At 67.8% G+C, this 20,844-nt stretch carries 19 protein-coding genes and 1 riboswitch; of the genes, 7 read left to right on the forward strand and 12 right to left on the reverse strand.

From position 1 onward, the window contains the following. Window positions 1-110: 110 nt before the first annotated feature. Window positions 111-1,022 (reverse strand): MBL fold metallo-hydrolase, encoded by a 912-nt coding sequence (locus tag WKB25_RS19145; RefSeq protein ID WP_340572427.1) that lies wholly within the window; start codon window positions 1,020-1,022, stop codon window positions 111-113. A 98-nt stretch (window positions 1,023-1,120) separates the two neighbouring features. After that, window positions 1,121-1,759, reverse strand: coding sequence for an NAD(P)H-binding protein (locus WKB25_RS19150; protein WP_340572430.1), 639 nt, complete (start codon window positions 1,757-1,759; stop codon window positions 1,121-1,123). Window positions 1,760-1,864: 105 nt separating this feature from the next. Between WKB25_RS19150 and WKB25_RS19155 the strand changes: the two genes are divergently transcribed. Next, a complete protein-coding gene (locus WKB25_RS19155) occupies window positions 1,865-2,794 on the forward strand; it encodes a LysR family transcriptional regulator (protein WP_340572432.1) in 930 nt (309 codons plus the stop codon). A gap of 127 nt (window positions 2,795-2,921) precedes the next feature. Beyond that, window positions 2,922-3,590 carry a phosphoglycolate phosphatase gene (gene gph, locus WKB25_RS19160; protein ID WP_340572461.1) on the forward strand — a complete coding sequence of 223 codons (669 nt, stop codon included), beginning with the start codon at window positions 2,922-2,924 and terminating at the stop codon, window positions 3,588-3,590. Between the two features lie 87 nt (window positions 3,591-3,677). Here gph and btuB read toward each other — a convergent pair whose 3' ends face one another. Beyond that, complete coding sequence (gene btuB / locus WKB25_RS19165) at window positions 3,678-5,519, reverse strand: TonB-dependent vitamin B12 receptor (RefSeq protein WP_340572434.1); 1,842 nt, start codon at window positions 5,517-5,519, stop codon at window positions 3,678-3,680. A gap of 117 nt (window positions 5,520-5,636) precedes the next feature. After that, window positions 5,637-5,858: riboswitch (cobalamin riboswitch) on the reverse strand. 176 nt (window positions 5,859-6,034) lie between these two features. Here btuB and WKB25_RS19170 point away from each other — a divergent pair. Beyond that, the gene (locus WKB25_RS19170; protein WP_340572437.1) at window positions 6,035-6,613 is read left to right on the forward strand and encodes a histidine phosphatase family protein; all 579 of its coding nucleotides are present in this window, start codon (window positions 6,035-6,037) and stop codon (window positions 6,611-6,613) included. A gap of 84 nt (window positions 6,614-6,697) precedes the next feature. Here WKB25_RS19170 and WKB25_RS19175 read toward each other — a convergent pair whose 3' ends face one another. Then, a complete protein-coding gene (locus WKB25_RS19175) occupies window positions 6,698-7,060 on the reverse strand; it encodes a TfoX/Sxy family protein (protein WP_340572439.1) in 363 nt (120 codons plus the stop codon). Then, window positions 7,057-7,539 (reverse strand): GAF domain-containing protein, encoded by a 483-nt coding sequence (locus tag WKB25_RS19180; RefSeq protein WP_340572441.1) that lies wholly within the window; start codon window positions 7,537-7,539, stop codon window positions 7,057-7,059. Before WKB25_RS19180 ends, WKB25_RS19175 begins: the two co-directional genes overlap by 4 nt. A gap of 67 nt (window positions 7,540-7,606) precedes the next feature. On the opposite strand from WKB25_RS19180, the gene bioD reads away from it, so the two are divergent. Next, window positions 7,607-8,293 carry a dethiobiotin synthase gene (gene bioD, locus WKB25_RS19185; protein ID WP_340572443.1) on the forward strand — a complete coding sequence of 229 codons (687 nt, stop codon included), beginning with the start codon at window positions 7,607-7,609 and terminating at the stop codon, window positions 8,291-8,293. Between the two features lie 82 nt (window positions 8,294-8,375). On the opposite strand, the gene WKB25_RS19190 is transcribed toward bioD, so the two are convergent. From WKB25_RS19190 to msrB, 4 genes are all read right to left on the reverse strand, one after another. Next, complete coding sequence (locus WKB25_RS19190; RefSeq protein ID WP_340572445.1) at window positions 8,376-9,818, reverse strand: PLP-dependent aminotransferase family protein; 1,443 nt, start codon at window positions 9,816-9,818, stop codon at window positions 8,376-8,378. Window positions 9,819-10,031: 213 nt separating this feature from the next. Next, window positions 10,032-10,769, reverse strand: coding sequence for a peptide-methionine (S)-S-oxide reductase MsrA (gene msrA / locus WKB25_RS19195; protein ID WP_340572448.1), 738 nt, complete (start codon window positions 10,767-10,769; stop codon window positions 10,032-10,034). Between the two features lie 14 nt (window positions 10,770-10,783). Then, complete coding sequence (locus tag WKB25_RS19200) at window positions 10,784-12,547, reverse strand: cytochrome c biogenesis protein DipZ (protein WP_340572449.1); 1,764 nt, start codon at window positions 12,545-12,547, stop codon at window positions 10,784-10,786. A gap of 2 nt (window positions 12,548-12,549) precedes the next feature. Continuing rightward, window positions 12,550-13,125, reverse strand: coding sequence for a peptide-methionine (R)-S-oxide reductase MsrB (gene msrB / locus WKB25_RS19205; RefSeq protein ID WP_340572450.1), 576 nt, complete (start codon window positions 13,123-13,125; stop codon window positions 12,550-12,552). Window positions 13,126-13,269: 144 nt separating this feature from the next. On the opposite strand from msrB, the gene WKB25_RS19210 reads away from it, so the two are divergent. Then, window positions 13,270-13,989 carry a response regulator transcription factor gene (locus WKB25_RS19210; protein ID WP_032976390.1) on the forward strand — a complete coding sequence of 240 codons (720 nt, stop codon included), beginning with the start codon at window positions 13,270-13,272 and terminating at the stop codon, window positions 13,987-13,989. Then, window positions 13,986-15,458, forward strand: a complete 1,473-nt coding sequence (locus WKB25_RS19215; protein ID WP_340572451.1) for a HAMP domain-containing sensor histidine kinase — start codon at window positions 13,986-13,988, stop codon at window positions 15,456-15,458. The genes WKB25_RS19210 and WKB25_RS19215 overlap by 4 nt, the downstream gene beginning before the upstream one ends. Here WKB25_RS19215 and WKB25_RS19220 read toward each other — a convergent pair. Beyond that, a complete protein-coding gene (locus WKB25_RS19220) occupies window positions 15,455-16,810 on the reverse strand; it encodes an ATP-binding protein (protein ID WP_340572453.1) in 1,356 nt (451 codons plus the stop codon). The genes WKB25_RS19215 and WKB25_RS19220 overlap by 4 nt on opposite strands. Beyond that, complete coding sequence (locus WKB25_RS19225; RefSeq protein WP_340572455.1) at window positions 16,807-17,496, reverse strand: winged helix-turn-helix domain-containing protein; 690 nt, start codon at window positions 17,494-17,496, stop codon at window positions 16,807-16,809. The genes WKB25_RS19220 and WKB25_RS19225 overlap by 4 nt, the downstream gene beginning before the upstream one ends. A gap of 346 nt (window positions 17,497-17,842) precedes the next feature. Between WKB25_RS19225 and asnB the strand changes: the two genes are divergently transcribed. Next, a complete protein-coding gene (gene asnB, locus WKB25_RS19230; protein WP_340572456.1) occupies window positions 17,843-19,744 on the forward strand; it encodes an asparagine synthase (glutamine-hydrolyzing) in 1,902 nt (633 codons plus the stop codon). 577 nt (window positions 19,745-20,321) lie between these two features. Here the strand turns inward: asnB and queD are convergent. Next, the gene (gene queD / locus WKB25_RS19235) at window positions 20,322-20,684 is read right to left on the reverse strand and encodes a 6-carboxytetrahydropterin synthase QueD (protein ID WP_025878441.1); all 363 of its coding nucleotides are present in this window, start codon (window positions 20,682-20,684) and stop codon (window positions 20,322-20,324) included. Window positions 20,685-20,844 lie beyond the last annotated feature (160 nt).

Genomic DNA, 20,844 nt, shown 5'->3' on the forward strand with positions numbered 1-20,844 from the left:
TGTCGAAGGCGGACCCACCCCGCCAACCCACGGAATGCCCGCTTTTGCCGTTGCCGTTGCCGTCGATTCGGCAGGTGCAGGGCGCAGCCCTGCAAAAGAAAACCCCTACCTTACGGCCACTGCATCTCGCCCTTGGCCACCTTCGCACTCAACTCCAGCGACGCCACACCCGCCAGCTTCGGATAGCGCGCCTGCATCGCCTTCACCAATGCCGCACTGTCCTTGGCCTTGGCTGATTCAACATCGAAGGCGCGGATGTAATCCGCCGTAAAGCGCAACGCACTGGCATCCAGTGCCGCACCCTCCGCGTAATGACCGGGCACCACCACCTTCGGCTGCAACGCCTGCAGCTGCTGCAGCGTGCGCAGCCAATCGGCATGCGACTGCGGCGTCTGCGTATCAGCCATCCACACATGCTCGCCGGCCACCACCGGAATGCCACCGACGATTGCGCGCAGCGACGGCACCCACAGCACGCTGCGGTCCGGCGTCGGGCCATCCAGCCCGATCAACGGCAGGCGCTGGCCTTCCAGCTGCAGTGCATCGCCTTCCAGCACTTCAGGCACCACGATGCGTGCGGGAACGTCGGCGCCCATCTTCGGCCCCCAGTACGCCAGCTTGCCGGCCTGGGTTTCACGGATGTGCGCCACGGTCTGCGCGGTGGCGACGATGCGCGCCTGCGGGAACGCATCCTGCACGGTGGCCAGGCCGAAGTAATAGTCCGGATCGCCATGGCTGATGTAGATGGTGGTCAGCCGCTTGCCGCTGGCGCGGATCTGTTCGACCAGCCGGCGTGCATCGCCGGCGCCAAACTGCGCGTTGACCAGGATCGCGTCGTTGCGCCCTTCGATCAGCACCGAAGACACCGAGAACATCGCCTGCGGGCCGGGATGGAAGGTCTGCAGGCGCAGTTGCGATTTAGCGGCGCTGGCAGGCGCAGGCGCGGCCGGTGCGGCCAGCAGCGGGGTGCTGGCGAAACCTGCAGCCAGCGCGAGGGGGAACAGCAGGGCAGCGGTACGCATGGGAGGTGTCCTTTGGGATATTGAGCCGAGCATCGGCCCAGCGGGGGAGGTAGCGCCGGGCGACGCCCCGCGGGCATGAAACCCGGCGCATGCCGCGATCAGTACGCTGCAGTGATGATCTGCTTCGGGTACTTGCGCGCCTCCAGTTCGGCGACGAACGCAGCGCCGTAGTCGGCGTAGCTGATGCGGCTGTGGCCGCTGGCATCGGCGAGGAAGGCCCTGGGCTGCACGCGATACTGCCCACGCTCGTCACCCGGGCCGATTTCGGCGGCCGGCGAGAAGAAGGTCCAGTCCAGGTCATCCACTGCCTGCAGGCGGTTGAACGCTTCACGGTGGGCCAGCGCGTACGGCTTGTACGCCTCCGGGAAGGTGGGGGTGTCGACCAGCTGCACGCCGGGGGCGACTTCCAGGCTGCCGGCGCCACCGACCACCACCAAGCGCGGCACGTTGGCCTTGCGGGCGGCGTCGGCAAGCTGCGCGGCAACCTCGCCGACGCGGCCGATGTCGTCGCCCGGGCGCGGGCCGTAAGCGCTGGCCAGCACATCGTGGCCGGCAATGGCGGCGACCAGGGCATCCTGGTCATCCAGCGAGGCGATGACCGGATGGGCGCCGGCCAGCTCGGCCGGCAGGTCCTGCGCGCTGCGCACGATGACGGTCAGTTGGTGGCCGTTGGCCAGCGCGTGGCGGGCGATCTGGCGGCCGATGTTGCCGGTGGCACCGACGAGGGCGATCTTCATGGCAGGACTCCGTGGGGTAGGGCTGGGGAATGAGGCCACTGTAGGCCGCTGCAGTCGCTCGAAAAACAGCGTATAACGCGCTTGTTTGTTGCATGGATCGAGCAGATGGACCGATTGACCGCCATGACCGTATTCGTCGAAGTCGCCGAGCGCGGCAGCCTGACCGCCGCCGCCGAGGTGCTGGACATGTCGCGGGCGATGGTCAGTCGTTACCTGGCTGAGGTCGAAGGCTGGCTGGGCGCGCGGCTGCTGCACAGGACCACGCGGCGGGTCAGCCTGACCGGGGCCGGTGAAGCCGCGCTGGCGCGTTTCCGGCAGATGCTGGCGATTGGTGAGGAACTGCAGGGCGAGCTGGCCAGCGACGATCCCGAGCCGCACGGCACATTGCGCATCACCGCCAGCGTGTCGTTCGGACAGAGCCATCTGGCGCGCGCAGTGGCCGCCTTCGTGCAGCGCCATCCGGCCGCACGCATCGAACTGCTGCTGGTCGACCGCACGGTCAACCTTGTGGAGGAGCGCGTCGACCTGGCGGTGCGCATCGCGCGGCAGATCGATCCCAGCCTGATCGCACGCCGGTTGGCGATCTGCCACTCAGTGCTGTGCGCGACACCGGCCTATCTGCAGGTACGTGGCACGCCGACCGCGCCCGAACACCTCGCCGCGCACAACTGCCTGACCCATCACTACGTCGGCAAAAGCCTATGGCAGCTGCATCGTGAAGGGCGTTCGCTGTCGGTCGCGGTGGGCGGCAACATCAGCGCCAATGAAGCATCGCTGCTGCTGGAGGCCGTGCGCGCCAATGCCGGCATCGCCATGTTGCCGACCTACCAGGTCGCACCCTTGCTGCGCAGTGGCGAACTGATCGAACTGCTGCCCGAGTACAGCCTGGACGAGCTCGGCATCCATGCGGTGTATGCGTCGCGTCGACAGCAGCCCGCTATCATGCGGCGATTCCTGGACTTCCTCGCCGAGTGCTTCGCGAGCCCGGCGTTCCAGGATCTGGACTGGCGCCCTTCGGGCAAGGAGAACACATGAACCATGGACAGGCGTTGATCGACCGCAACCGTGCTGCCTGGGACCGCCAGGCCACCCGCGCACGCCGGATCGGCTGAAGGCGCGGGCGTACAATGGACGGCCCCACGTTGCACGAGTGAGCCGTCCCTTGTCGTATCCCTATCCGCTGGTCGTGTTCGACCTCGATGGCACGCTGGTCGACAGCGCCGCCGATATCGCCGAAGCACTGAACCGCACGCTGGAAGACATCGGCCTGGCGCGCGTACCCGAAGCCACCGTGCTGGGCTGGATCGGCGACGGCGTGCGCCGGCTGGTCGAACAGGCCGTGCAGGCTGCCGGGCGCGAAATCGACCTGGCAGCGGTGATGCCGACGTTCATGGTCCACTACCGCGAATGCCTGCTGCGCAGCCCGCAGCTGTTCGATGGCGTGGTGGAAGCGCTGGCAGGATTGCGCGCGTTGAACGTACCGCTGGCGATCTGCACCAACAAGCCGGCCGCGCTGGTGCCGCCGTTGCTGCAGCACCTGGGCATCGCCGAGGCTTTCGCGCTGGTGCTGGGCGGTGATTCGCTGCCGCAGCGCAAGCCCAGCGGCGAGCCGTTGCGGCATATCGCCGCGCATTTCGAACTGCCCGTTGATGCGTGCCTGATGGTGGGCGACTCGCTTACCGATTACCGCGCCGCCGAAGACGCCGGCATGCCGATCGCCCTGGTGCGTTACGGCTATCCGCGCGGACTGGACCTGGACAACGCGCACGCTGTCGCGGTGATCGACGACCTGCGCGAATTGCCGGGCCTGGCTGCAGGCATTCCGGTGTAGAGCCGAGCCTGCGCTCGGTTCTACAAGTAGATCGACACCATGCGTCGATGGCATCTGGGGGCGCCGGGCAATGCCCGGCGCCCCTTTTCACTTCGGCTGGTAACGCACGCTCAGCTGGTACTCGCGGCCGGGCTGGTTGAACCACGCCACGGTCTCGTACGCGCGGTCGAACACATTGGCCACCCGCGCCAGCACCGACCATGCCGGGGTCAGCGCGTATTCGGCGCGCAGATCCAGCGTGCCGTAGCCGCCGACCTTCACCGCGTTGGCGGCATCGTCGTAGCGCTTGCCCGCGCCCTGCACGGTCAGCCCGGTGCGGAAATCACCGAAGCGGCGGTCGATGTCCAGGCGCGCGGTCTGCTGCGCACGGCGTGCCAGCCAGTTGTCGAACTGCGCGCTGCCGCGGGTGCGGTTGCGCGGATCGGTGAAGCTGAGCTGCGCGTTGATGTCGAAGCCGGCCACGGTGGCGCCGCCGGTCAGTTCCGCACCGCGGATGCGTGCCTTTTCGACCTGCTGCATGCGGAAGGTGGCCGCGTCATAGGTGATCAGGTCATCGATGCGGGTCTCGTACACGTCCAGGCCCCAACGCCAGCCCTGGCCCTGCTGCGAGATGCCGAGGTTGGCACTCTTGGACTTCTCCGGGTCCAGCGCCGGCACGCCGCTCCACGGGTCGTACAGGTCGCTGAAGGTCGGTGCCTTGAACGCGGTGCCGTAGCTGGCGTTGACGCGCAGGCCATGGCCCAGCTCCATCGCCCAGCCGAGGCTGCCGGTGGCGTGGTTGCCGAACTGCTGGTTGTCGTCGTTGCGCGCGCTGACCTGCAGTTGGTGACGGCCGAAGCGCGCCTGGTACTGCAGGAACACACCGGTATTGCGGCGGCTGTCGACCAGGTAACCTGCGCTGCTGCCGTCCAGGTTGTCTTCGCTCCAGTCCACGCCGGCGCTGAGCAGCTGGCCTTCGGCCACACCGAGGTCGGCCTGCAGCGAGGCGCTGTCGCGGTGCGTCTGTGCGCTGCCGCGTGCACCGAAATCACCGACGTTGTCGGACTCGTTGTCGCTGCGGCCGACATTGGCAGTCAGCGTCAGCTGCTCGGACGGGGTGTAGCGCACCTTGCCGGCCAGCACCTGCTGGCGGGTCTCGGAGTAGTTGTAGTAGCCGTCGTAGTGGTTCTTGCCGTCGGCACGCAGGGCGCTGCCTTCCACGGTCCACTGGTCGCTCAGGTTGTAACCACCGCGCAGGCTCTTGGACAGGTTGCGGTAGCCATCGCGGTCGGGTTCATCGGCAAAGCAGCCGGCAAACAGCGTGGCCGAGCCGCGGCAGGCATCGATGCCGTCCGAATGCTGGTAGGCGATGTCGGCGCCGAACCAGCCGCGTTCGGTGCCACCGCCGATGCCGCCACTGGCTTCACGCAGGCCGTTGCTGCCGCCGCCCAGCTGGAAATGCGGAGCGAATTCGCCCTGGTTGCGGCGGGTGAAGATCTGGATCACGCCACCGATGGCGTCGGCGCCGTACAGGCTGGATTGCGGGCCGCGCACGATTTCCACGCGCTCGATCTGCGCCAGCGGCAGATCCTGGTACATCGCCAGGCCGAGGTCGGCGCTGTTGATGCGCACGCCATCGACCAGCACCACGGTATGCGAGGAATTGGTGCCACGCAGGAACAGCGAGCTCTGCTTGCCCAGGCCACCGGCATTGGTCAGATTGATGCCGGCGCGGCCCTGCAGCAGTTCCTGCAGCGAGGTGGCCTGGCTGGATTCGATCTGCGCACGGTCGATCACCTGCGCAGGCGCGATGCTGTCCTGCAGGGCGATCGGCGTACGGGTGGCGGTGACCAGCACCTGATCGAGGTCGGCGGCGCCATCATCGGCCAGCGCCAATGCAGGAAGCGCGGCCAGCACGGCCAGGGAGAGCATTCGGGACTGCAGTTTCATCGGGGGGACTCCTGGTGCCGCGCACGCCCGCGCAGCGAAGGGGAGGAGTCACAACAGGCAGGCACGCGCCGATGCCGCGGCCATCGCCGCAGACAACCAGCGCCATGCCCACCGCATCGCGACCTGAGGCTTCCGGGCCGGTCTCCGGGCTCGCCGCCGGGTGGCCCGAGGCCACCGTCCAGGCGCCTTCCCATGCCTGCGGCACAGTGGCGGGTTGCCTGGAACTGACGTGCTTACCGTTGCGGGGGCAGCGCCGGCATGGCGTGTTGTCACGCGTCACCGGCTTCCCGTTTCAACCTGCCGGCAGGGCCGCAGGTCACCTGGAAGTGCGCGCAGTCTACGGCATCGCGGCCGGCCCGTAGCGTCGAACCTGCACGACTGAAGAGGCGCGGATGCACCTGCACGGTGCAGCAGACCTGCGCCAGCGCCTAGAATGCAGCTCGAATTATCGTGGTGCCGTTGCCGATGTCCGTCTGTTTTCCGCTGTTCCCGCGCCGCCCTGACTGCGTACGCGCATGATCCTCGACCTGGTCCGCCATGCCGGCAACGGTCGCGATGAGTTCCTCGATGGCCGCAGCGATCCGCCGCAGCTGGCCCGCCTGCCGCAGGAGCTGGTCGATGCCTATGCCGGGCAGTCGTGGGAACGGGTGATCAGTTCGCCGCGCCTGCGCTCGCTGCATACGGCGATGGCACTGGCCACACCGCGCGCGCTGGACGTAGAGGCCGACGAGGAGTGGGAAGAGCTGGATTTCGGCGACTGGGATGGCCAGTCATTGTTCGATCTGCCGGAAGAGGCGCTGGCCGCCTTCCACGCCGATCCGCACGCGTTTCCGCCGCCGCATGGCGAGAGCTGGGGTCATTTCGAACGACGCATCGCACGGGCGCTGGACCGACTGCTGGATGACGACGACCCGGCGCCGACGGTAGTGGTCAGCCACGGTGGTCCGCTGCGCATGGTGCTGTCGCAGGTATGCGGCTTGCCGATGTCGCTGTGCTGGGCGCTGCGCATCGACCACGGCACGCGCCTGCGCGTGTGGGTCGAGCGTGGTGAAGCGGGGCTGGTGGGCGAGCTGCTGGAGCTGCAGCAACCCTGACGAATCCGGTGGCGCCGGGCCATGCCCGGCGGATTCCACATCACCCGCGCTACGCGCTCGCCGGGCATGGCCCGGTGCTACCGATCAATCCTCGTCGGCGCTCTCGGCCGCGCTGTCTTCGCCGTCGTCCTCGGCGTCGAAGCGCTGCTCATGCACCGGGCCCGATGCCGGACCTGCCGCCTTCAGCGGATGCACGGCGATACGCGCTTCGTAGTCGTGCACCAGCGCGGTGCGCTGCGGTTCGCTCAGTTCCTGCCAGTGGCAATCCAGCAGCGCACCTTCCAGCGAATACAGCAGGTTGAGGCTGGGCTTGAAGCCGGCACGCTTGACCTTGACGAAGGCGCCGACGGCACCGATGGCAACCAGGTCCTCGCGGCTGCGCAGGCCCACCTGGCGCAGCCATGCCGCACTCTTCGGGCCGATGTTGCGCAGCTTGACCGCGCTCACGCCAACGCTCCGACGAACACGCGGGCGATGGCTTCCAGACCGGCCTGGTCTTCAGCATCGAAGCGGCCGACGACCGGGCTGTCGATATCGAACACACCGATCAGTTCCTCACCCCGCAGCAACGGCACCACCAGCTCCGAGCGCGATGCGGCATCGCAGGCGATATGGCCGGGGAAGGCCTCCACGTCTTCGATGCGCTGGGTCATACGCTGGCTGGCGGCCGCACCGCACACGCCCTTGTCCAGCGGAATGCGCACGCAGGCTGGCAGGCCCTGGAACGGACCGACCACCAGTTCCTTGCCGTCATACAGGTAGAAGCCCACCCAGTTCAGGTCGGGCAGGGCGTGGTAGACCAGTGCAGCGAGGTTGGCCGCATTGGCGATGCGGTCGGACTCGCCGTAGACCAGGCCACGGGCCTGTTCCAGCAGCTGGGCGTATTGTTCCGGCTTGCTGCCGGTGAGCGAGGCGTTGGCGAACATGGCCGCAGTCTAGCAAGCGTACCGGGCCAGCGATAATGCAGGCTCTGTTGCCCTGCTGGAGCCTGTGATGTCCCTGCCTGCCACGTTGCCGACGGCCCTGTTCGTCACCGGCACCGATACCGAGATCGGCAAGACCGCCGCCAGTACCGCGCTGCTGCATGCGCTGCGCCGGCGCGGCCTGCGCGCGGTGGGCATGAAGCCGGTGGCCAGCGGCAGCCACGATCTGGGGCAGGGGCTGCGCAACGACGACGCGCTGGCATTGCAGGCCGCCAGCCTGCCGGTGCCGGACTACGCCGATCTGAACCCCTACGCATTGCGCCAGCCGTTGGCGCCGGAGCTGGCGGCAGCAGAAGATGGCGTGCGCATCGAGCTGGCCCCGATCGTGGCGGCCTTCGAACGTCTGCGCGCACAGGCTGACGTGGTGGTGGTCGAAGGCGTGGGCGGCTGGCTGGCGCCGCTGTCGGCGCAGCTGGACCAGCTTGATCTGGTGCGAGCGCTGCGGCTGCCGGTGGTGCTGGTGGTCGGCATGCGCCTGGGTTGCGTCAACCACGCGCGGTTGACCGCGCAATCGCTACTGGCCAGCGGCGTGGACTGCCTGGGCTGGATCGGCAACCACATCGATCCTTCGATGCAACACCAGGATGAGAACTTCGCGACCTTGCAGCAGCGCCTGCCGATGCCCTGCTGGGGACGCCTGCCGCATCTGCCGGGCGCCGATGGAGAAGCGTTGAGCACGTACCTGCACGACGCGTGAGGGTAGCGCCGGGCCATGCCCGGCGAGCGCGCAGCGCGGCAGGCAGAGAAGCCGCCGGGCGTGGCCCGGCGCTACCGATCCATCAACGTGCCACCAGCTCCCGCGCGATCGCACCCAACCGTTCCACCGCACCGATGAAGCGCGCGTCCAGGGTCTGGCAACACGACAACCGCAGGCAATGCCGGTACCGCGGGCCACGCGAATACACCTGGCCCGGCATGAACACGATGTCCTCCGCCAGTGCGCGCTCGAACAGTTCACGGGTGTCCACACCCGGCAGCTCCAGCCACAGCAGGAACCCTCCCTGCGGCTCGGTGGCGCAGGTGCCGGCCGGGAAATGTTCGGCGACCAGTTGCCGCAGGCGACCGACCTGCTCGCGGTACAACCGGCGCATGCGATGCAGGTGGTGCTCGTAGCTGCCTGCTTCCAGGTAGGCGGCCACCGCATCACCGAGCAGCTGCGGTTCGCCGCCGGTGGACTGGAATTTGAGCAGCGCGATACGTTCGGCGAAGCGTCCGCCATCGAGCCAGCCGATCCGATAGTCCGGTGCCAGCGTCTTCGAAAAGCCGCCGACCACCATCACCCAGCCATCGCGGTCGAACGCCTTCAGCAAGGGGGCCGGCGGCTCGCAGAACTGCAGTTCGGCATACACCGCATCTTCGATCAGCGGCAGCTGGCGCGCGTTGACCAGCTCGGCCAGGCGTTGCTTGTCGGCGATGGGCATCGTGCAGCCCAACGGGTTGTGCACGGTCGGCATCACCACCAGCGCCGCCAGCGGTGTGTGCTCCAGCAGTGCGTCCAGCGCATCCACGTCCAGGCCACGCTGCGGATGGGTGGGCAGTTCGATCGGTTGCAGGCCGAGCGTGGTCAGCAGCGGGTACAGGTTGAAGTACGAGGGCGCCTCGATGCCGACGGCATCACCGGCCTGGGTGACCGCGCGCAGGGCCAGCTGCAGCGCCTCCATCGCGCCATGGGTCAGCAGCAGGCGCTCGGTATGGGTATGCAGGCCCAGCCGTGGACCGCGCCGCACGATCTGCGCCAGCAGGCGTTGCGAACCGTTGGGGCGGGCGTAGGTTTCGACGGTCTGCTGGCCATGTCGCAGCACCTGTGCGGTATGCCTTGCCAGCTGCGCACCCGGGTAGAACTGTCGTCCGCGCGGGCCGGCAAAGGCCAGGTCGACCACGCCGGGGCGGCGCTGTGCTTCCAGCACGCGGGCCATCAGCATCTGCTGCAGCGGCGCTGTGGGTGCTGACGGCGCATCGCGCAGCGAACGCTGCGGTGCCGACAGTCGCGGCGCAACTTCGAAGCCGGCCTTCGGCCGCGGAATGACCAGTCCGGCGTCTTCCAGCTGGCGATAGGCCGCAATCACGGTGTTCAGGCTGAGCTGGCGCTGCGAAGCCATCTGCCGCAGCGACGGCAACCGGCTGCCGACCGGCAGGCGTCCGCCATGGATGGCTTCAGCCAGTTCGTCCGACAGCCGCTGGTAGCGGGGTGGGATCATCGTGGTGGTGTCTTCTGTATCCATCGACTCGACCCGCATCTGGTTCTGTACCCATGATGCCGACGAGCCTAGCATGTCGTTGTCGGCCGGGCCTGATCGGGGCCGGGTCGATACTTTCCAAGCGCACGGCCCTGTGGCCGTGCGTCTTTTTCTGTTGTGTGTAGAGCCGAGCCCATGCTCGGCTGCTCTTCCGCCAACAGCAGCCGAGCATGGGCCCGGCTCTACAGAAGAGGGGTGTCACCGCATCGGCACCAGCGCCGGATCGCGGCGATACAACGCCGGGAACTGCTTGCCGAGCGCGGCCAGCTTGGGCGCGTCGTAGTAGCGGATGTACGCGGCCTGCGGGAAGTTGCTCATGTAGTTCTGGTGGTAGCTCTCGGCCGGGTAGAAGCGCTGGCCACTGCCCACCTGGGTAACGATCGGCGCACGGTAGCTGCCCGCCTGGCCAAGCTGGCCGATGTAGGCGCGGCTTGCTGCCTGCTGGCGCGTGTCATCGACGAAGATCGCCGAGCGGTACTGGCTGCCGTGATCGGGCCCCTGGCGGTTGAGCTGGGTCGGGTCGTGCACCACCGAGAAGAACACCTGCATCAGCTGCCCATAGCTGACCTGGCGCGGGTCGTAGTCCACCTTCACCGCTTCGGCGTGGCCGGTGCGGCCACCGCTGACGCGCTCATAGCGGGCATCGGCGGCACTACCCCCGATGTAACCGGACACCGCGTTGCTCACCCCTTTGACGTGCTGGAACACGCCCTGCACGCCCCAGAAACACCCACCGGCGAAGACCACGCTGGCGTGGCTGGCGTCATCGCGGAACGCCGCGTCGCCACTGGGCACTGGCAGCGCCTGCACCTGTGCCGTGGGCTCGGCCGCTGTGGCCACCGCACTGCGGTCCACCAGCAGCACACCCGCGACCAGCGCGGTGGCAACCAGGCCGGCGACGCCGGCGGCAATGCCCTGTTCGAAGGAGAGTTTCATCATGTGCTCCCGGTTCAACCGAAGGTGAAGGCGTAGGCCTGCACGCCTGCGTCGAGGAATTCGATCTCGAAACGATGCGGACCGATCGTGCCGCGCTGGCGGATCAGCTGGTACAGACGGTGTTCGTTGACGGTACCGGTGCCATCGGCGGCCACGTCCGCGCCGGCATCGGCCGCTGGCAGTGGCTTGCCATCAAGCAGCACGCGGAAGCGCACCGGCGTTCCGTCCTCGCCCGGTGCCAGCACCAGATGCAGGTCGCGGGCATGGAACTGGAAGGCGATGCGCCCGCTGGCCTGCCGCAGCTGTGCCGCTTCATCGTTGACCAGCCACTGCCCGGACAGGCCCCATTGATTCAGCGCCAGGGTGGACGGCAGCGCGTAGCCAAATGCTGCGTCGGCGCGCTGCCCGCCCGGTGAGGCGAACTGCTCGGCACGTGCGTGGCCCAGGTAGGTTTCCGGCGAACGCAGGTTGCCCATGTCGGCCTGCGTGGCTACGCCCTGCAGGTCGGTCGCAGCGGGGTCCGCAGGCGGTGGCAGGTCGGTCTGCCCGGCTTCCACCAGCAGGCGGCGGATCACCTGTTCGGAGTGCGCGTAGTTGCCCTCGCCGAACTGATGGCCGCGGATGTTGCCCTGCGCGTCGATGAAGTAGTGCGCCGGCCAGTAGCGGTTGTTGAACGCGCGCCAGATCGAATACTGGTTGTCGAGCGCGACCGGATACTCGACCTTCAGCTGCTGCACGGCCTTCATCACGTTGCGCGGGTCGCGCTCGAACGCGAACTCCGGCGTATGCACACCGACCACCACCAGGCCATGGTCGCGGTAACGCTGCGCCCACTCGTGAACGAACGGCATCGCGCGCAGGCAGTTGATGCAGGAGTAGGTCCAGAAATCGATCAGCACCACCTTGCCGCGCAGCTGTTCCGCACTCAGCGGTGGGCTGTTGAGCCAGCCGGTGGCGCCGCTCAGCGAAGGCAATGTGCCTTCCACCGGCAGCGGCGCGCCTGCCTGCCCGGCTGCCATCATCATCATCGGCGGTGCCGCGGGTTGCGCGTCGGGCACGGCATCCAGCAGGCCCTGCTCGATGCGCGCGGTACTGACCGCGGACAGGCGGGTCAGCAGGCCGGTGTCCCAGCCCAGGCCGATCGCCACCACCGCCAGCAGCGCGGCCACACCCAGCACCCGGCGCACCACATTGCCCAGGCCGAGGCGGGCTTGCAGGGCACGGAACACGCGGCCACCCACCCATACGGCCAGCGCCAACGCGGTGACTGCGCCCAGCGCGTAGGCCAGCAGCAGCGAACTGGTGCCGACACTGGCGCCGTTCAGGGCGGCGCCGGTCAGCACCAGGCCGAGAATCGGGCCGGCGCAGGGCGCCCACAGCAGGCCGGTGGCGACGCCGATCAGCAGGGAGGTCCAGGCGCCGCCACGGCCGGCCGCATCAGCAGCATCGGCACGCGCGCTCAGCCGCGCACCGATGCGCTGGAACGGCGCCAGCAGATGGTCGGCAAGGGTCGGCCATAGCAGCGCGACGGCGAACACGGCCATCAGCACCAGTGCCACCCAGCGGCCGATCTGGTTGGCCTGCGCCACCCACTGGCTGCCGACCGCAGCCAGGCTGGCGACCACGGTGAAGGTCAGCGCCATGCCCAGCAGCAGTGGCAGGGTGCTGCGCAGGAAAGGACGATCGGCGCGTGCGAACACGAACGGCAGCACCGGCAGGATGCACGGGCTGAGCAGGGTCAGCACGCCCCCGAGATAGGCAAGCAGCAACAGCAGCATCATCATGCTCCCGAAGTGGGGGAAGAACCGAGTGGCACGCGCCAGCCGCCAGCGGCGTCCTGTTGTGCAGCCCCGGGGATGAACGTCATCGCCGCGCCGTTCATGCAGTAGCGCAGTCCGGTCGGGCGCGGGCCGTCGTTGAACACGTGGCCGAGGTGGCCGCCACAACGGCGGCAGTGTGCCTCCACCCGCAACATGCCGAAGGTGGTGTCACGGTCCTCGCCGATGGCGTTGTGCAGCGGTGCCCAGAAGCTGGGCCAGCCGGTGTGGCTCTCGAACTTGGTGGACGAAGAGAACAGCGGCAGCGCGCAGCCGGCGCAGGCGAATGTCCCCTGCCTGTGTTCCTTGTTCAGCGGGCTGCTCCAGGGGCGCTCGGTGGCCTGCTGGCGCAGCACGGCGTACTGCGCCGGGCTCAGCAGCCGGCGCCACTCGGCATCGCTGCGGGCGACCTCGAACTGTCGCGAAGGCCGTGCCTCGGCAGCGGCGGGGGCAGCGCGGCCGCATGCGCCCAGTCCCAGCAGGCCGGCGGCGGTGACAGCACCGCCCAGGCCCAGCAGATGGCGGCGGGTGAGGGACATGGCGGACTCCTGGAAGGGGCGACGGGGCCATGCTGCGCCCCCTCCGGTCAACGAATCCTCACGCAGGATTCAATTTTTCGTGAGGTATCCACGTCGCTCCCGCGCCACAATGCGGGCAGCCTCCCCACTGGCCCGACTCTGCCGATGTCCGCCAAACGTGTCCTGATCGTTGAAGACGATGCCCATATCGCCGACCTGCTGCGCATGCACCTGGGTGATGAGGGCTATGAAGTCGCACACGCCGCCAGCGGTGATGCCGGCCTGCGCCTGATCGAACAGGAAGGCCCGTGGGATGCGCTGGTACTGGACGTGATGCTGCCGGGCGTGGACGGCCTGCAGGTCTGCCAGCGTGCACGCGCGATGGCGCGCTATGTGCCGATCATCATCATCAGCGCGCGCGGCAGCGAAACCCAGCGCATCGTCGGCCTGGAACTGGGCGCGGACGACTACCTGGCCAAGCCGTTCTCGATGCCGGAACTGGTGGCGCGCGTGCGTGCACTGCTGCGCCGCGCCGAAGCCATGGCACAGAACGCGCGCATCGATGCCGGGGCGATCGAACTCGGTGGACTGCGCCTGGACCCGGTCGCGCGCACCGCCGCCGTCGATGGCAATGCACTGGAACTGACACCGCGTGAGTTCGAACTGCTGCTGTTCTTCGCTCGCCACCCGGACCAGGTCTTTGCGCGGATGGAACTGCTCAACCAGGTCTGGGGCTACCAGCACGATGGTTACGAGCACACGGTCAACACCCACATCAACCGCCTGCGCAGCAAGATCGAAACCGACCCGGGCAACCCGCGGCGTCTGCTGACCGTATGGGGGCGCGGCTACAAACTCGTCGACCCGGCCGGGGCGGCCACATGATCAAGCCGAACCTGTGGCAGAAACTGGCGCTGGTGATGTCGGCGCTGATGCTGACGTGCTGCCTGGCGCTGCTGGCCTGGCAGATGCGCACCAATACCCGCCATGAGCAGGAAGTGGTGCAGCGCCTGTCGCTGGGGTTGGCCGAGCACATCGCCCAGCGCAGTGAGCTGATGGACACCAGCGGCATGCGCGACGCGGCGGTGCGCGCTTTGTTCGGCCAGCTGATGGCGGTCAACCCCAGTGTCGAGGTGTACCTGCTGGACGACCAGGGCCGCATCCTCGGCCACGATGCGCCCAGCGGCCACCTGGTGCGCAGCCGGGTGGACGTGGCACCGCTGCGGCGCCTGCTGTCCGGTGCGCCGCTGCCGATCCTCGGTGACGATCCCCGCAGTGCCGATGGCCGCAAGGTGTTCAGTGTCGCGCCGCTGGTGGTGCAGGGGCGGCAGGCAGGTTACGTGTACGTGGTGCTGGTGGGGGAACACCGGCAGATGCTGGCCGACGATCTGGCCGCCGGCAGCCAATGGCGCACCACACTGTGGTCGGTGCTGTTGATCGGCGGGCTGGGCCTGCTTGCCGGCCTGGTGGCCTTCTACTGGGTGACCCGGCCGCTGCGCCGGGTCACCCGGCGCATACAGGCCTTCGACATCGACGCACCGACGCCGCTGCCCGCGCCGGTACCGCTGCGTGCGGGTGAGCGCGATGAACTGAAGATCCTCGAACATGCCCATGCACAGATGGCACAACGGCTGGGCGAGCAGTGGCAGCAGCTGCGCCAGCAGGACCTGCAGCGCCGCGAACTGGTGGCCAACATATCGCATGACCTGCGTACGCCGTTGTCCTCGCTGCACGGTTACCTGGAAACGCTGGCGCTGAAGGAAGCCACGCTGTCGCCGCAGGAGCGTCGTCGCTATCTCGGTATCGCGCTGGCGCAGAGCGCCAAGGTCGGCCGTCTTGCCCGCGCGCTGTTCGAACTGGCGCGGCTGGAACACGGCGAAGTGCGGCTGGAGTGGGAAGTTTTCGCGCTGCCGGAACTGCTGCAGGACGTACTTCAGAAATTCGAACTGGCCGCGCAGGCACGTGGGCAGCGCCTGCATGCTGAGTTCCCGCCGGGCCTGCCGCTGGTACGCGCCGATCTCGGTCTGGTGGAGCGCGTGCTGACCAACCTGCTCGACAACGCGCTGCGGCATGCACCGGACGGTGGCCGCGTGCAGGTGCAGCTGTCGGCGCTGCCCGACAGTGTGCAGGTGGCGGTGCAGGACGATGGCCCCGGGGTCCCGCCAGCGCTGCGTGGGCAATTGTTCCAGGCGCCGGCGGCACTGGGTGCGCAGCGTGGCGAGAACGGCGGGCTCGGCTTGCTGATCGTGCAGCGCATCGTGCAGTTGCATGGCCGCCGTATCGAACTGCGCGACAGCGAACAGGGCGCGCTGTTGGTGTTCGCCTTGCCACGCGCGGATGCGGAGACGAACTAGACGTCTTCTGCTGGTGGCGCCACGCTGCTTTCCATCGGCAGCAGCAGCCGGATGCAGGCACCACCGAGCGCCGAGTCAACCACTTCCACGTGGCCGCGATGCTTGTCCGCCACCACCTGCACCAGCGCCAGGCCCAACCCGAAGCCCGGGCTGGCCTGGTCCAGCCGCACGTAGGGCTGCAACACTTGGCTGCGCAGTTCGACGGCGATGCCGGGGCCGTCGTCCTCCACCTGCAGGCACAGCCATCCCTCGTTGAGCGTGCTGACAATGCGGATCTGCCGGCGCGCATAGCGCAGCGCATTGCCCAGCAGGTTGCGCAGCGCCAGTTCCAGCATGTGCCGGTTGACGTTGACGTTGACGTTGACCAGCCCTGCCGGTGACAGGTCCAGCTGCACCGGGATCGTCAGTGGTGCGAACTGGTCGACCACCCCGCGTACCAGCGCGGCCAGCTGCAGGCGCTGGCGGGTGAGCTGATGGCAGCGGCCGAGTGCGGCGTACTCAACGCCGGCGTCGGTCAGGTGCTGGAGCCGGTCCACATCGATGCGCAGCCCGGACAGCGCATCGCGCTGGGCGTCGTCCAGTCCGGTGTCTTCCAGATCGGCCAGGCCGAAGCGCATCCGCGCCAGCGGCGTGCGTACTTCGTGGGCCACCGCCTGGGCCAGCACGCGCTGGCTTTCCAGCAGCAACTGCAGTTGTTCGGCCATGTGGTTGAACGCCTTGGCCAACGGCCGCACCAGCGCGGTACCGGCACGCGGCGCACGGCTGTCGAGCTGGCCATCGCGCATCCGTCGCGCGGTCTGCGCCAGCTGCGAGACATCGCGCCACAGCCGGTAGACCATCACGTACATCGGCAACGCCACCGCCACCATCAGGATCAGCAGGATGATGGCCACGCCGGACGCTTCGCTGTCCTGCCAGCCTTCCTCGGGCAGGGCCTGGTCCAACGGTCCCAGGATCAGCGCACTGCTGCTGTTGCCGACGCGCTGCAGGCTGCGCATGCTGTCCAGTTCGATCTGCACGTGACCGTTGTACAGGCCCTGGCGCTGTTTCGCCGGTAGTATCGCGGCCGCGTCGGTCAACGGCATCAGCTGCAGCGGGTAGGCGAAATCGCTGTCGAGCTGGCGTGCCAGGGCGGGCCACTGCGCGGCGGGTGTCTCGGCGAATCGATGCTGCAGCATCGCATGCGGGCCGCGCATTTCCGCCTGCAGGCTGGCCTCGGTGCGGTCTTCCAGCAGCGCATCCCAGGCCCATAACCCGAGCACGATCAGCAGCAGATGGGCGACCAGGAAGCCGATGCCGTAGCGCAGGAAGTGGAAGGCGTGGCCACGCATGGCCGACGATGGATGCTTCATCCCCATGCCGATCGGCTGAACAGGTAACCACGGCCGCGCACGGTCTTGATCCGCTCGGGCTGTTCCGGGTTGTCGCCCAGCTTGCGCCGCAGCCGCGAGATGCGTGCATCGATCGAGCGGTCCAGGCCATCGAAGGCGATGCCGCGCAGGCCGCGCAGCAGCGCATCGCGGTCGAGGATCTGGCCCGCGTTGCCGGCCAGCAGGAACAGCAGGTCGAATTCGGCGGTGGTCAGTTCCAGCAGGCGGCCCTGCAGATGCACGTTGCGGGTGGACGGATCAATGCTCAGTTCACCGAAACGCAGCGCTTCATCGCGTGGCTCGACCCGGCGGTGGCGGCGCAGATGGGCGCGCAGCCGGGCCAGCAACACCCGCGGTTCGATCGGCTTACCGATGTAGTCGTCGGCGCCCAGTTCTAGCCCCAGCACCTGGTCGATGTTGTCGGTACGGGCGCTCAGCACGCAGATGATCCCGTCATAGTGGGGCCGGATCTGCCGACACACTTCGAAACCATCCTGGTCCGGCAGGCCAATGTCGAGCAGGACCAGCGCCGGCTTCTCGCTGAAGATCCGGGCGATCGCGCGCTGGCCGCAGCGCTCATGGGCGACCTGGTAACCGTGGCGCTGCAGGTAGTCGCTGACCATCGTGCCCAGCCGAGCGTCGTCTTCAACCAGTACGATATCCAGCATTTTGCAAGGCCTCCGGGGCGCTTCCGTACCGCCGTGGCACGAGCGCGGCGATGCTATCCCAGCTGTCGGGCCGCCCGGGTCCTAGGGGAGGGCGCCATTCAGCCGGGGTTGCTGGCGCACGGGCCGGGTCTCAGGCCGGGCAATGACTTGGCTGCAGGGTAGCAATCCGGTTGTTACAAAACGTTACGCAAGGCGCGCCTGCGGTGACGGTCGCTGACAACGCTACGACTGACGTGGCGCTCGGCGGGGCCGAGCATGGCAGCTCTCCCCATCCGCGTGCCGCCTTCATGCCGTCCGCCTCCTGCCCCGTGCTTTCCCTTGATTGCCATTGCCATGGAGGCCAGCGATGAGCGGCGTGGTCGGGGCCTGGCTGCCGCCGGCCGACGACGAGCAGCTGCTGCAGCAGTTGGCGCCGATGCTGCGGGCGCTGCAGCAGCGCGGCCGCGGTCGCATCGGTTACTGGACCGATGCCGACGCAGGGCTGGCCCTTGGTCATTGCCGTGCACCGACCGACATGCCGCTGCAGCCGCTCAGTTCCAGCTGTGGGCGCTATGTGCTGTGCCTGGATGGACGTATCTACAACAGGGCGGCGCTGCAGTCACAGCTGCGCGATCTGCCGCGCAGCTGCACCGATGCACGCCTGCTGCTGCAGGCCATCGTCGAGTGGGGCGTGCAGCGTGCGCTGTCGCGCATCGAAGGGGCGTTTGCGTTCAGTGTCTGGGACCGCCATGCGCATGAACTCTGGTTGGCGCGCGATCCGGTCGGCGAACGGCCGTTGTATTACGGGTGGTACCAGGGCCAGTTCCTGTTCGCTTCGGAGTTGAAGGCGCTGCAGGCCTTCGCCGGGTTCGCTCCCAGCATCGACCAGGATGCATTGAGCCTGCTGCTGCGCCATGACTATGTGCCCGCGCCGCATACCATCTATCGCGGCATCCACAAGCTGGTGGCCGGGGCGATGCTGCGCGTGGACCTCAACGATCATGCCGCCGGCGGATCAACGCAGGCGACGCAGGGAGGCCATCGCTACTGGTGCGCGCGCGATGCGATGCAATCCGCGTTGCAGCAGCCGTTGCAGCCGGCGCCCAGCCTTGAGCAGGCCACCGACCAGCTGGAGGTGGTGCTGCAGCAGGCGATCGCCGCGCGCATGCATTCGCCCGTGGCCTGCGGTGCGTTCCTGTCCGGTGGTACCGATTCGTCGCTGGTGGTGGCGATGATGCAGGCGCAATCGGCGTTGCCGATCGAAGCATGGACGGTGGGGTTCGACGACCCCGGCCACGACGAGAGCGACTGGGCCTCGCAGGTCGCCCGCCATCTGGGCGTGCAACATCACCTGCACAGGATGGACAGCCGGCAGGGCCTGGACCTGCTGCAGCGCTTGCCGCAGGTCTGGTGCGAACCGTTCGCCGATGCCTCGCAGCTGCCCACCCTGCTGGCCAGCGAACTGCTCGGCGCACGCAAGCCGGTGGCGCTGACCGGCGACGGCGGCGATGAACTGTTCTTCGGCCATCCCAGCTACGGCCGCGCGTTGCGCAATGCGCGCCTGTGCGGTGGCCTGCCGGACTGGGTGCGTGACCTCGCGCGGCGTGGCAGCAGCCGCTTGAACGTCGAGCGGGGTCGGCTTGGCGGTTGGCGGGCACTGGTGGCCGAAGTGGCGGCCAACGATGTGGAGGGGCATTACCTGCAGCGCGTCACCCGCTGGCGGCAGCCGACCCAGGTGGTATTGGGCGCACGCGAGCCGGCGACGATCTTCCAGCAGCAGGACACCGCACTGCCGGCAGAAGCACGCATCCAGCTGCTGGATTTCCGCATGGATCTGGCCGAAGGCATCCTTGCCAAGGTCGATCGTGCCGGCATGGCGGCCGGCGTGGAAACGCGCTCGCCGCTGCTGGACATGGAGGTGGTGCGCCTGGCCTGGCGCCTGCCGCAGCACCTGAAGTACCACGACGGTGAGCACAAGCGGATCCTCAAGCATCTGCTGTCGCGCTACCTGCCCGCGCCGCTGGTCTATCGTCCCAAGCGCGGTTTCGGCCCGCCGATGGCGCGCTGGCTGGCTGGCCCGCTGCGTGACTGGGCGGAAGCGCTGCTCGATCCGCAACTGCTGCGCAACCAGGGCTGCTTCGATGCGGTGCGCGTGCGCGCGATCTGGGAGGCGTTCCTGCGCGGCGAGCGAAAATGGCATACGCACCTGTGGAACGTGTTGATGTTCCAGGCGTGGTACCAGCACTGGCACGGCAACCGCGGGCGCTAGCCGGGAGCGATCCTTACGGGCACGGCGAATCTTGCTGGCGCAGGGCGGAGGCCCTTGCGTGCGAATGTCCTCCGGCGCCGGCCTGTGGCCGTCACCTCCCCCTTTACTTCGCACGCAAGGGCCTCCGCCCTGCGTGGGGAGATCTTCGGTGGCCTCAGGAAAGCAGCGATCTGCGCGCCTGGTGCCGCAAGCCGAGTCTCGTCGGGGCGGGTGGGGGTTTGGGCAAAGTAAAGGAGGAGGTGACGGCCACCGGCCGGCGCCGGGGGACATTTGCCCAAGCCCCTGCCTGCCCCGACGGGGCCCTTCAGCTCGCAGGGACCCGGACGAAGACGCGCTCCATAATCCAGACGCCAGGCAAAAAAAGACCCGGCAGAGGGAGGGATCTGCCGGGTCCGGATTGCATGGGGGGAGGGACCCATGCAATGAGCGTGGGCGTCGCGCCAGTGGCTGTTGCCAGTCGCATCCGCCGTGCATTTGCGTTGATGCAATGCAGCATACGCCGATCATGCGGCAATGCAACAAAAAATACGAAGGCGCCGTTTCCGGCGCCTGGATTCCTTTCAGATCAATGGGTTGATCAGGCAGCAGGGCCGCGGTAGCGGCAGCCCGAGGTGCAGGTTTCGTGCACGGTGATCTCGCTCAATGCCGGCAGGGTGGGCTTGAGCTCGTTCCAGATCCACACCGCCAGATTCTCGCTGGTCGGGTTCTCCAGGCCGGGGATGTCATTGAGGTAGTGATGGTCCAGGCGGTCGTAGATCGGCTGGAACGCCGCCTTCACGTCGCCGAAATCCATGATCCAGCCGGTCTGCGCACCCGGCTCGCCCTCCACCTTCAGTTCCACCCGGAAGGAGTGGCCGTGCAGGCGCGCGCATTTGTGCCCCGGCGGCACGTTGGGGAGGCGGTGCGCCGCCTCGAGCATGAAGACTTTGAAGATTTCCATGTCGCGATTGTACGCCGCAGGCGCCCGATCAGCCCGGTTCCGCGTTGCCTTTCCGTGAAGAAATTCTTTTCATCCGGATGAAGAGATGATATTTTCTCTTATATCCGTATGAAGAGATGTTATTGGCTGCAACCCGGCCAGGCATGGATTACTGCGGAAC

It is taken from the genome of Stenotrophomonas sp. G106K1, assembly GCF_037969685.1.
Classification (GTDB): domain Bacteria; phylum Pseudomonadota; class Gammaproteobacteria; order Xanthomonadales; family Xanthomonadaceae; genus Stenotrophomonas; species Stenotrophomonas lactitubi.

Coding starts and splice junctions, on each gene's coding strand:
- asnB (WP_340572456.1), top strand. CDS start 17,843: ATGAGCGGCGTGGTCGGGGCCTGGCTGCCGCCGGCCGACGACGAGCAG.
- WKB25_RS19225 (WP_340572455.1), bottom strand. CDS start 17,496: ATGCTGGATATCGTACTGGTTGAAGACGACGCTCGGCTGGGCACGATG.
- queD (WP_025878441.1), bottom strand. CDS start 20,684: ATGGAAATCTTCAAAGTCTTCATGCTCGAGGCGGCGCACCGCCTCCCC.
- WKB25_RS19145 (WP_340572427.1), bottom strand. CDS start 1,022: ATGCGTACCGCTGCCCTGCTGTTCCCCCTCGCGCTGGCTGCAGGTTTC.
- WKB25_RS19215 (WP_340572451.1), top strand. CDS start 13,986: ATGATCAAGCCGAACCTGTGGCAGAAACTGGCGCTGGTGATGTCGGCG.
- WKB25_RS19200 (WP_340572449.1), bottom strand. CDS start 12,547: ATGCTGCTGTTGCTGCTTGCCTATCTCGGGGGCGTGCTGACCCTGCTC.
- WKB25_RS19150 (WP_340572430.1), bottom strand. CDS start 1,759: ATGAAGATCGCCCTCGTCGGTGCCACCGGCAACATCGGCCGCCAGATC.
- WKB25_RS19155 (WP_340572432.1), top strand. CDS start 1,865: ATGGACCGATTGACCGCCATGACCGTATTCGTCGAAGTCGCCGAGCGC.
- WKB25_RS19210 (WP_032976390.1), top strand. CDS start 13,270: ATGTCCGCCAAACGTGTCCTGATCGTTGAAGACGATGCCCATATCGCC.
- WKB25_RS19170 (WP_340572437.1), top strand. CDS start 6,035: ATGATCCTCGACCTGGTCCGCCATGCCGGCAACGGTCGCGATGAGTTC.
- WKB25_RS19220 (WP_340572453.1), bottom strand. CDS start 16,810: ATGAAGCATCCATCGTCGGCCATGCGTGGCCACGCCTTCCACTTCCTG.
- msrA (WP_340572448.1), bottom strand. CDS start 10,769: ATGAAACTCTCCTTCGAACAGGGCATTGCCGCCGGCGTCGCCGGCCTG.
- msrB (WP_340572450.1), bottom strand. CDS start 13,125: ATGTCCCTCACCCGCCGCCATCTGCTGGGCCTGGGCGGTGCTGTCACC.
- btuB (WP_340572434.1), bottom strand. CDS start 5,519: ATGAAACTGCAGTCCCGAATGCTCTCCCTGGCCGTGCTGGCCGCGCTT.
- WKB25_RS19180 (WP_340572441.1), bottom strand. CDS start 7,539: ATGTTCGCCAACGCCTCGCTCACCGGCAGCAAGCCGGAACAATACGCC.
- WKB25_RS19190 (WP_340572445.1), bottom strand. CDS start 9,818: ATGGATACAGAAGACACCACCACGATGATCCCACCCCGCTACCAGCGG.
- bioD (WP_340572443.1), top strand. CDS start 7,607: ATGTCCCTGCCTGCCACGTTGCCGACGGCCCTGTTCGTCACCGGCACC.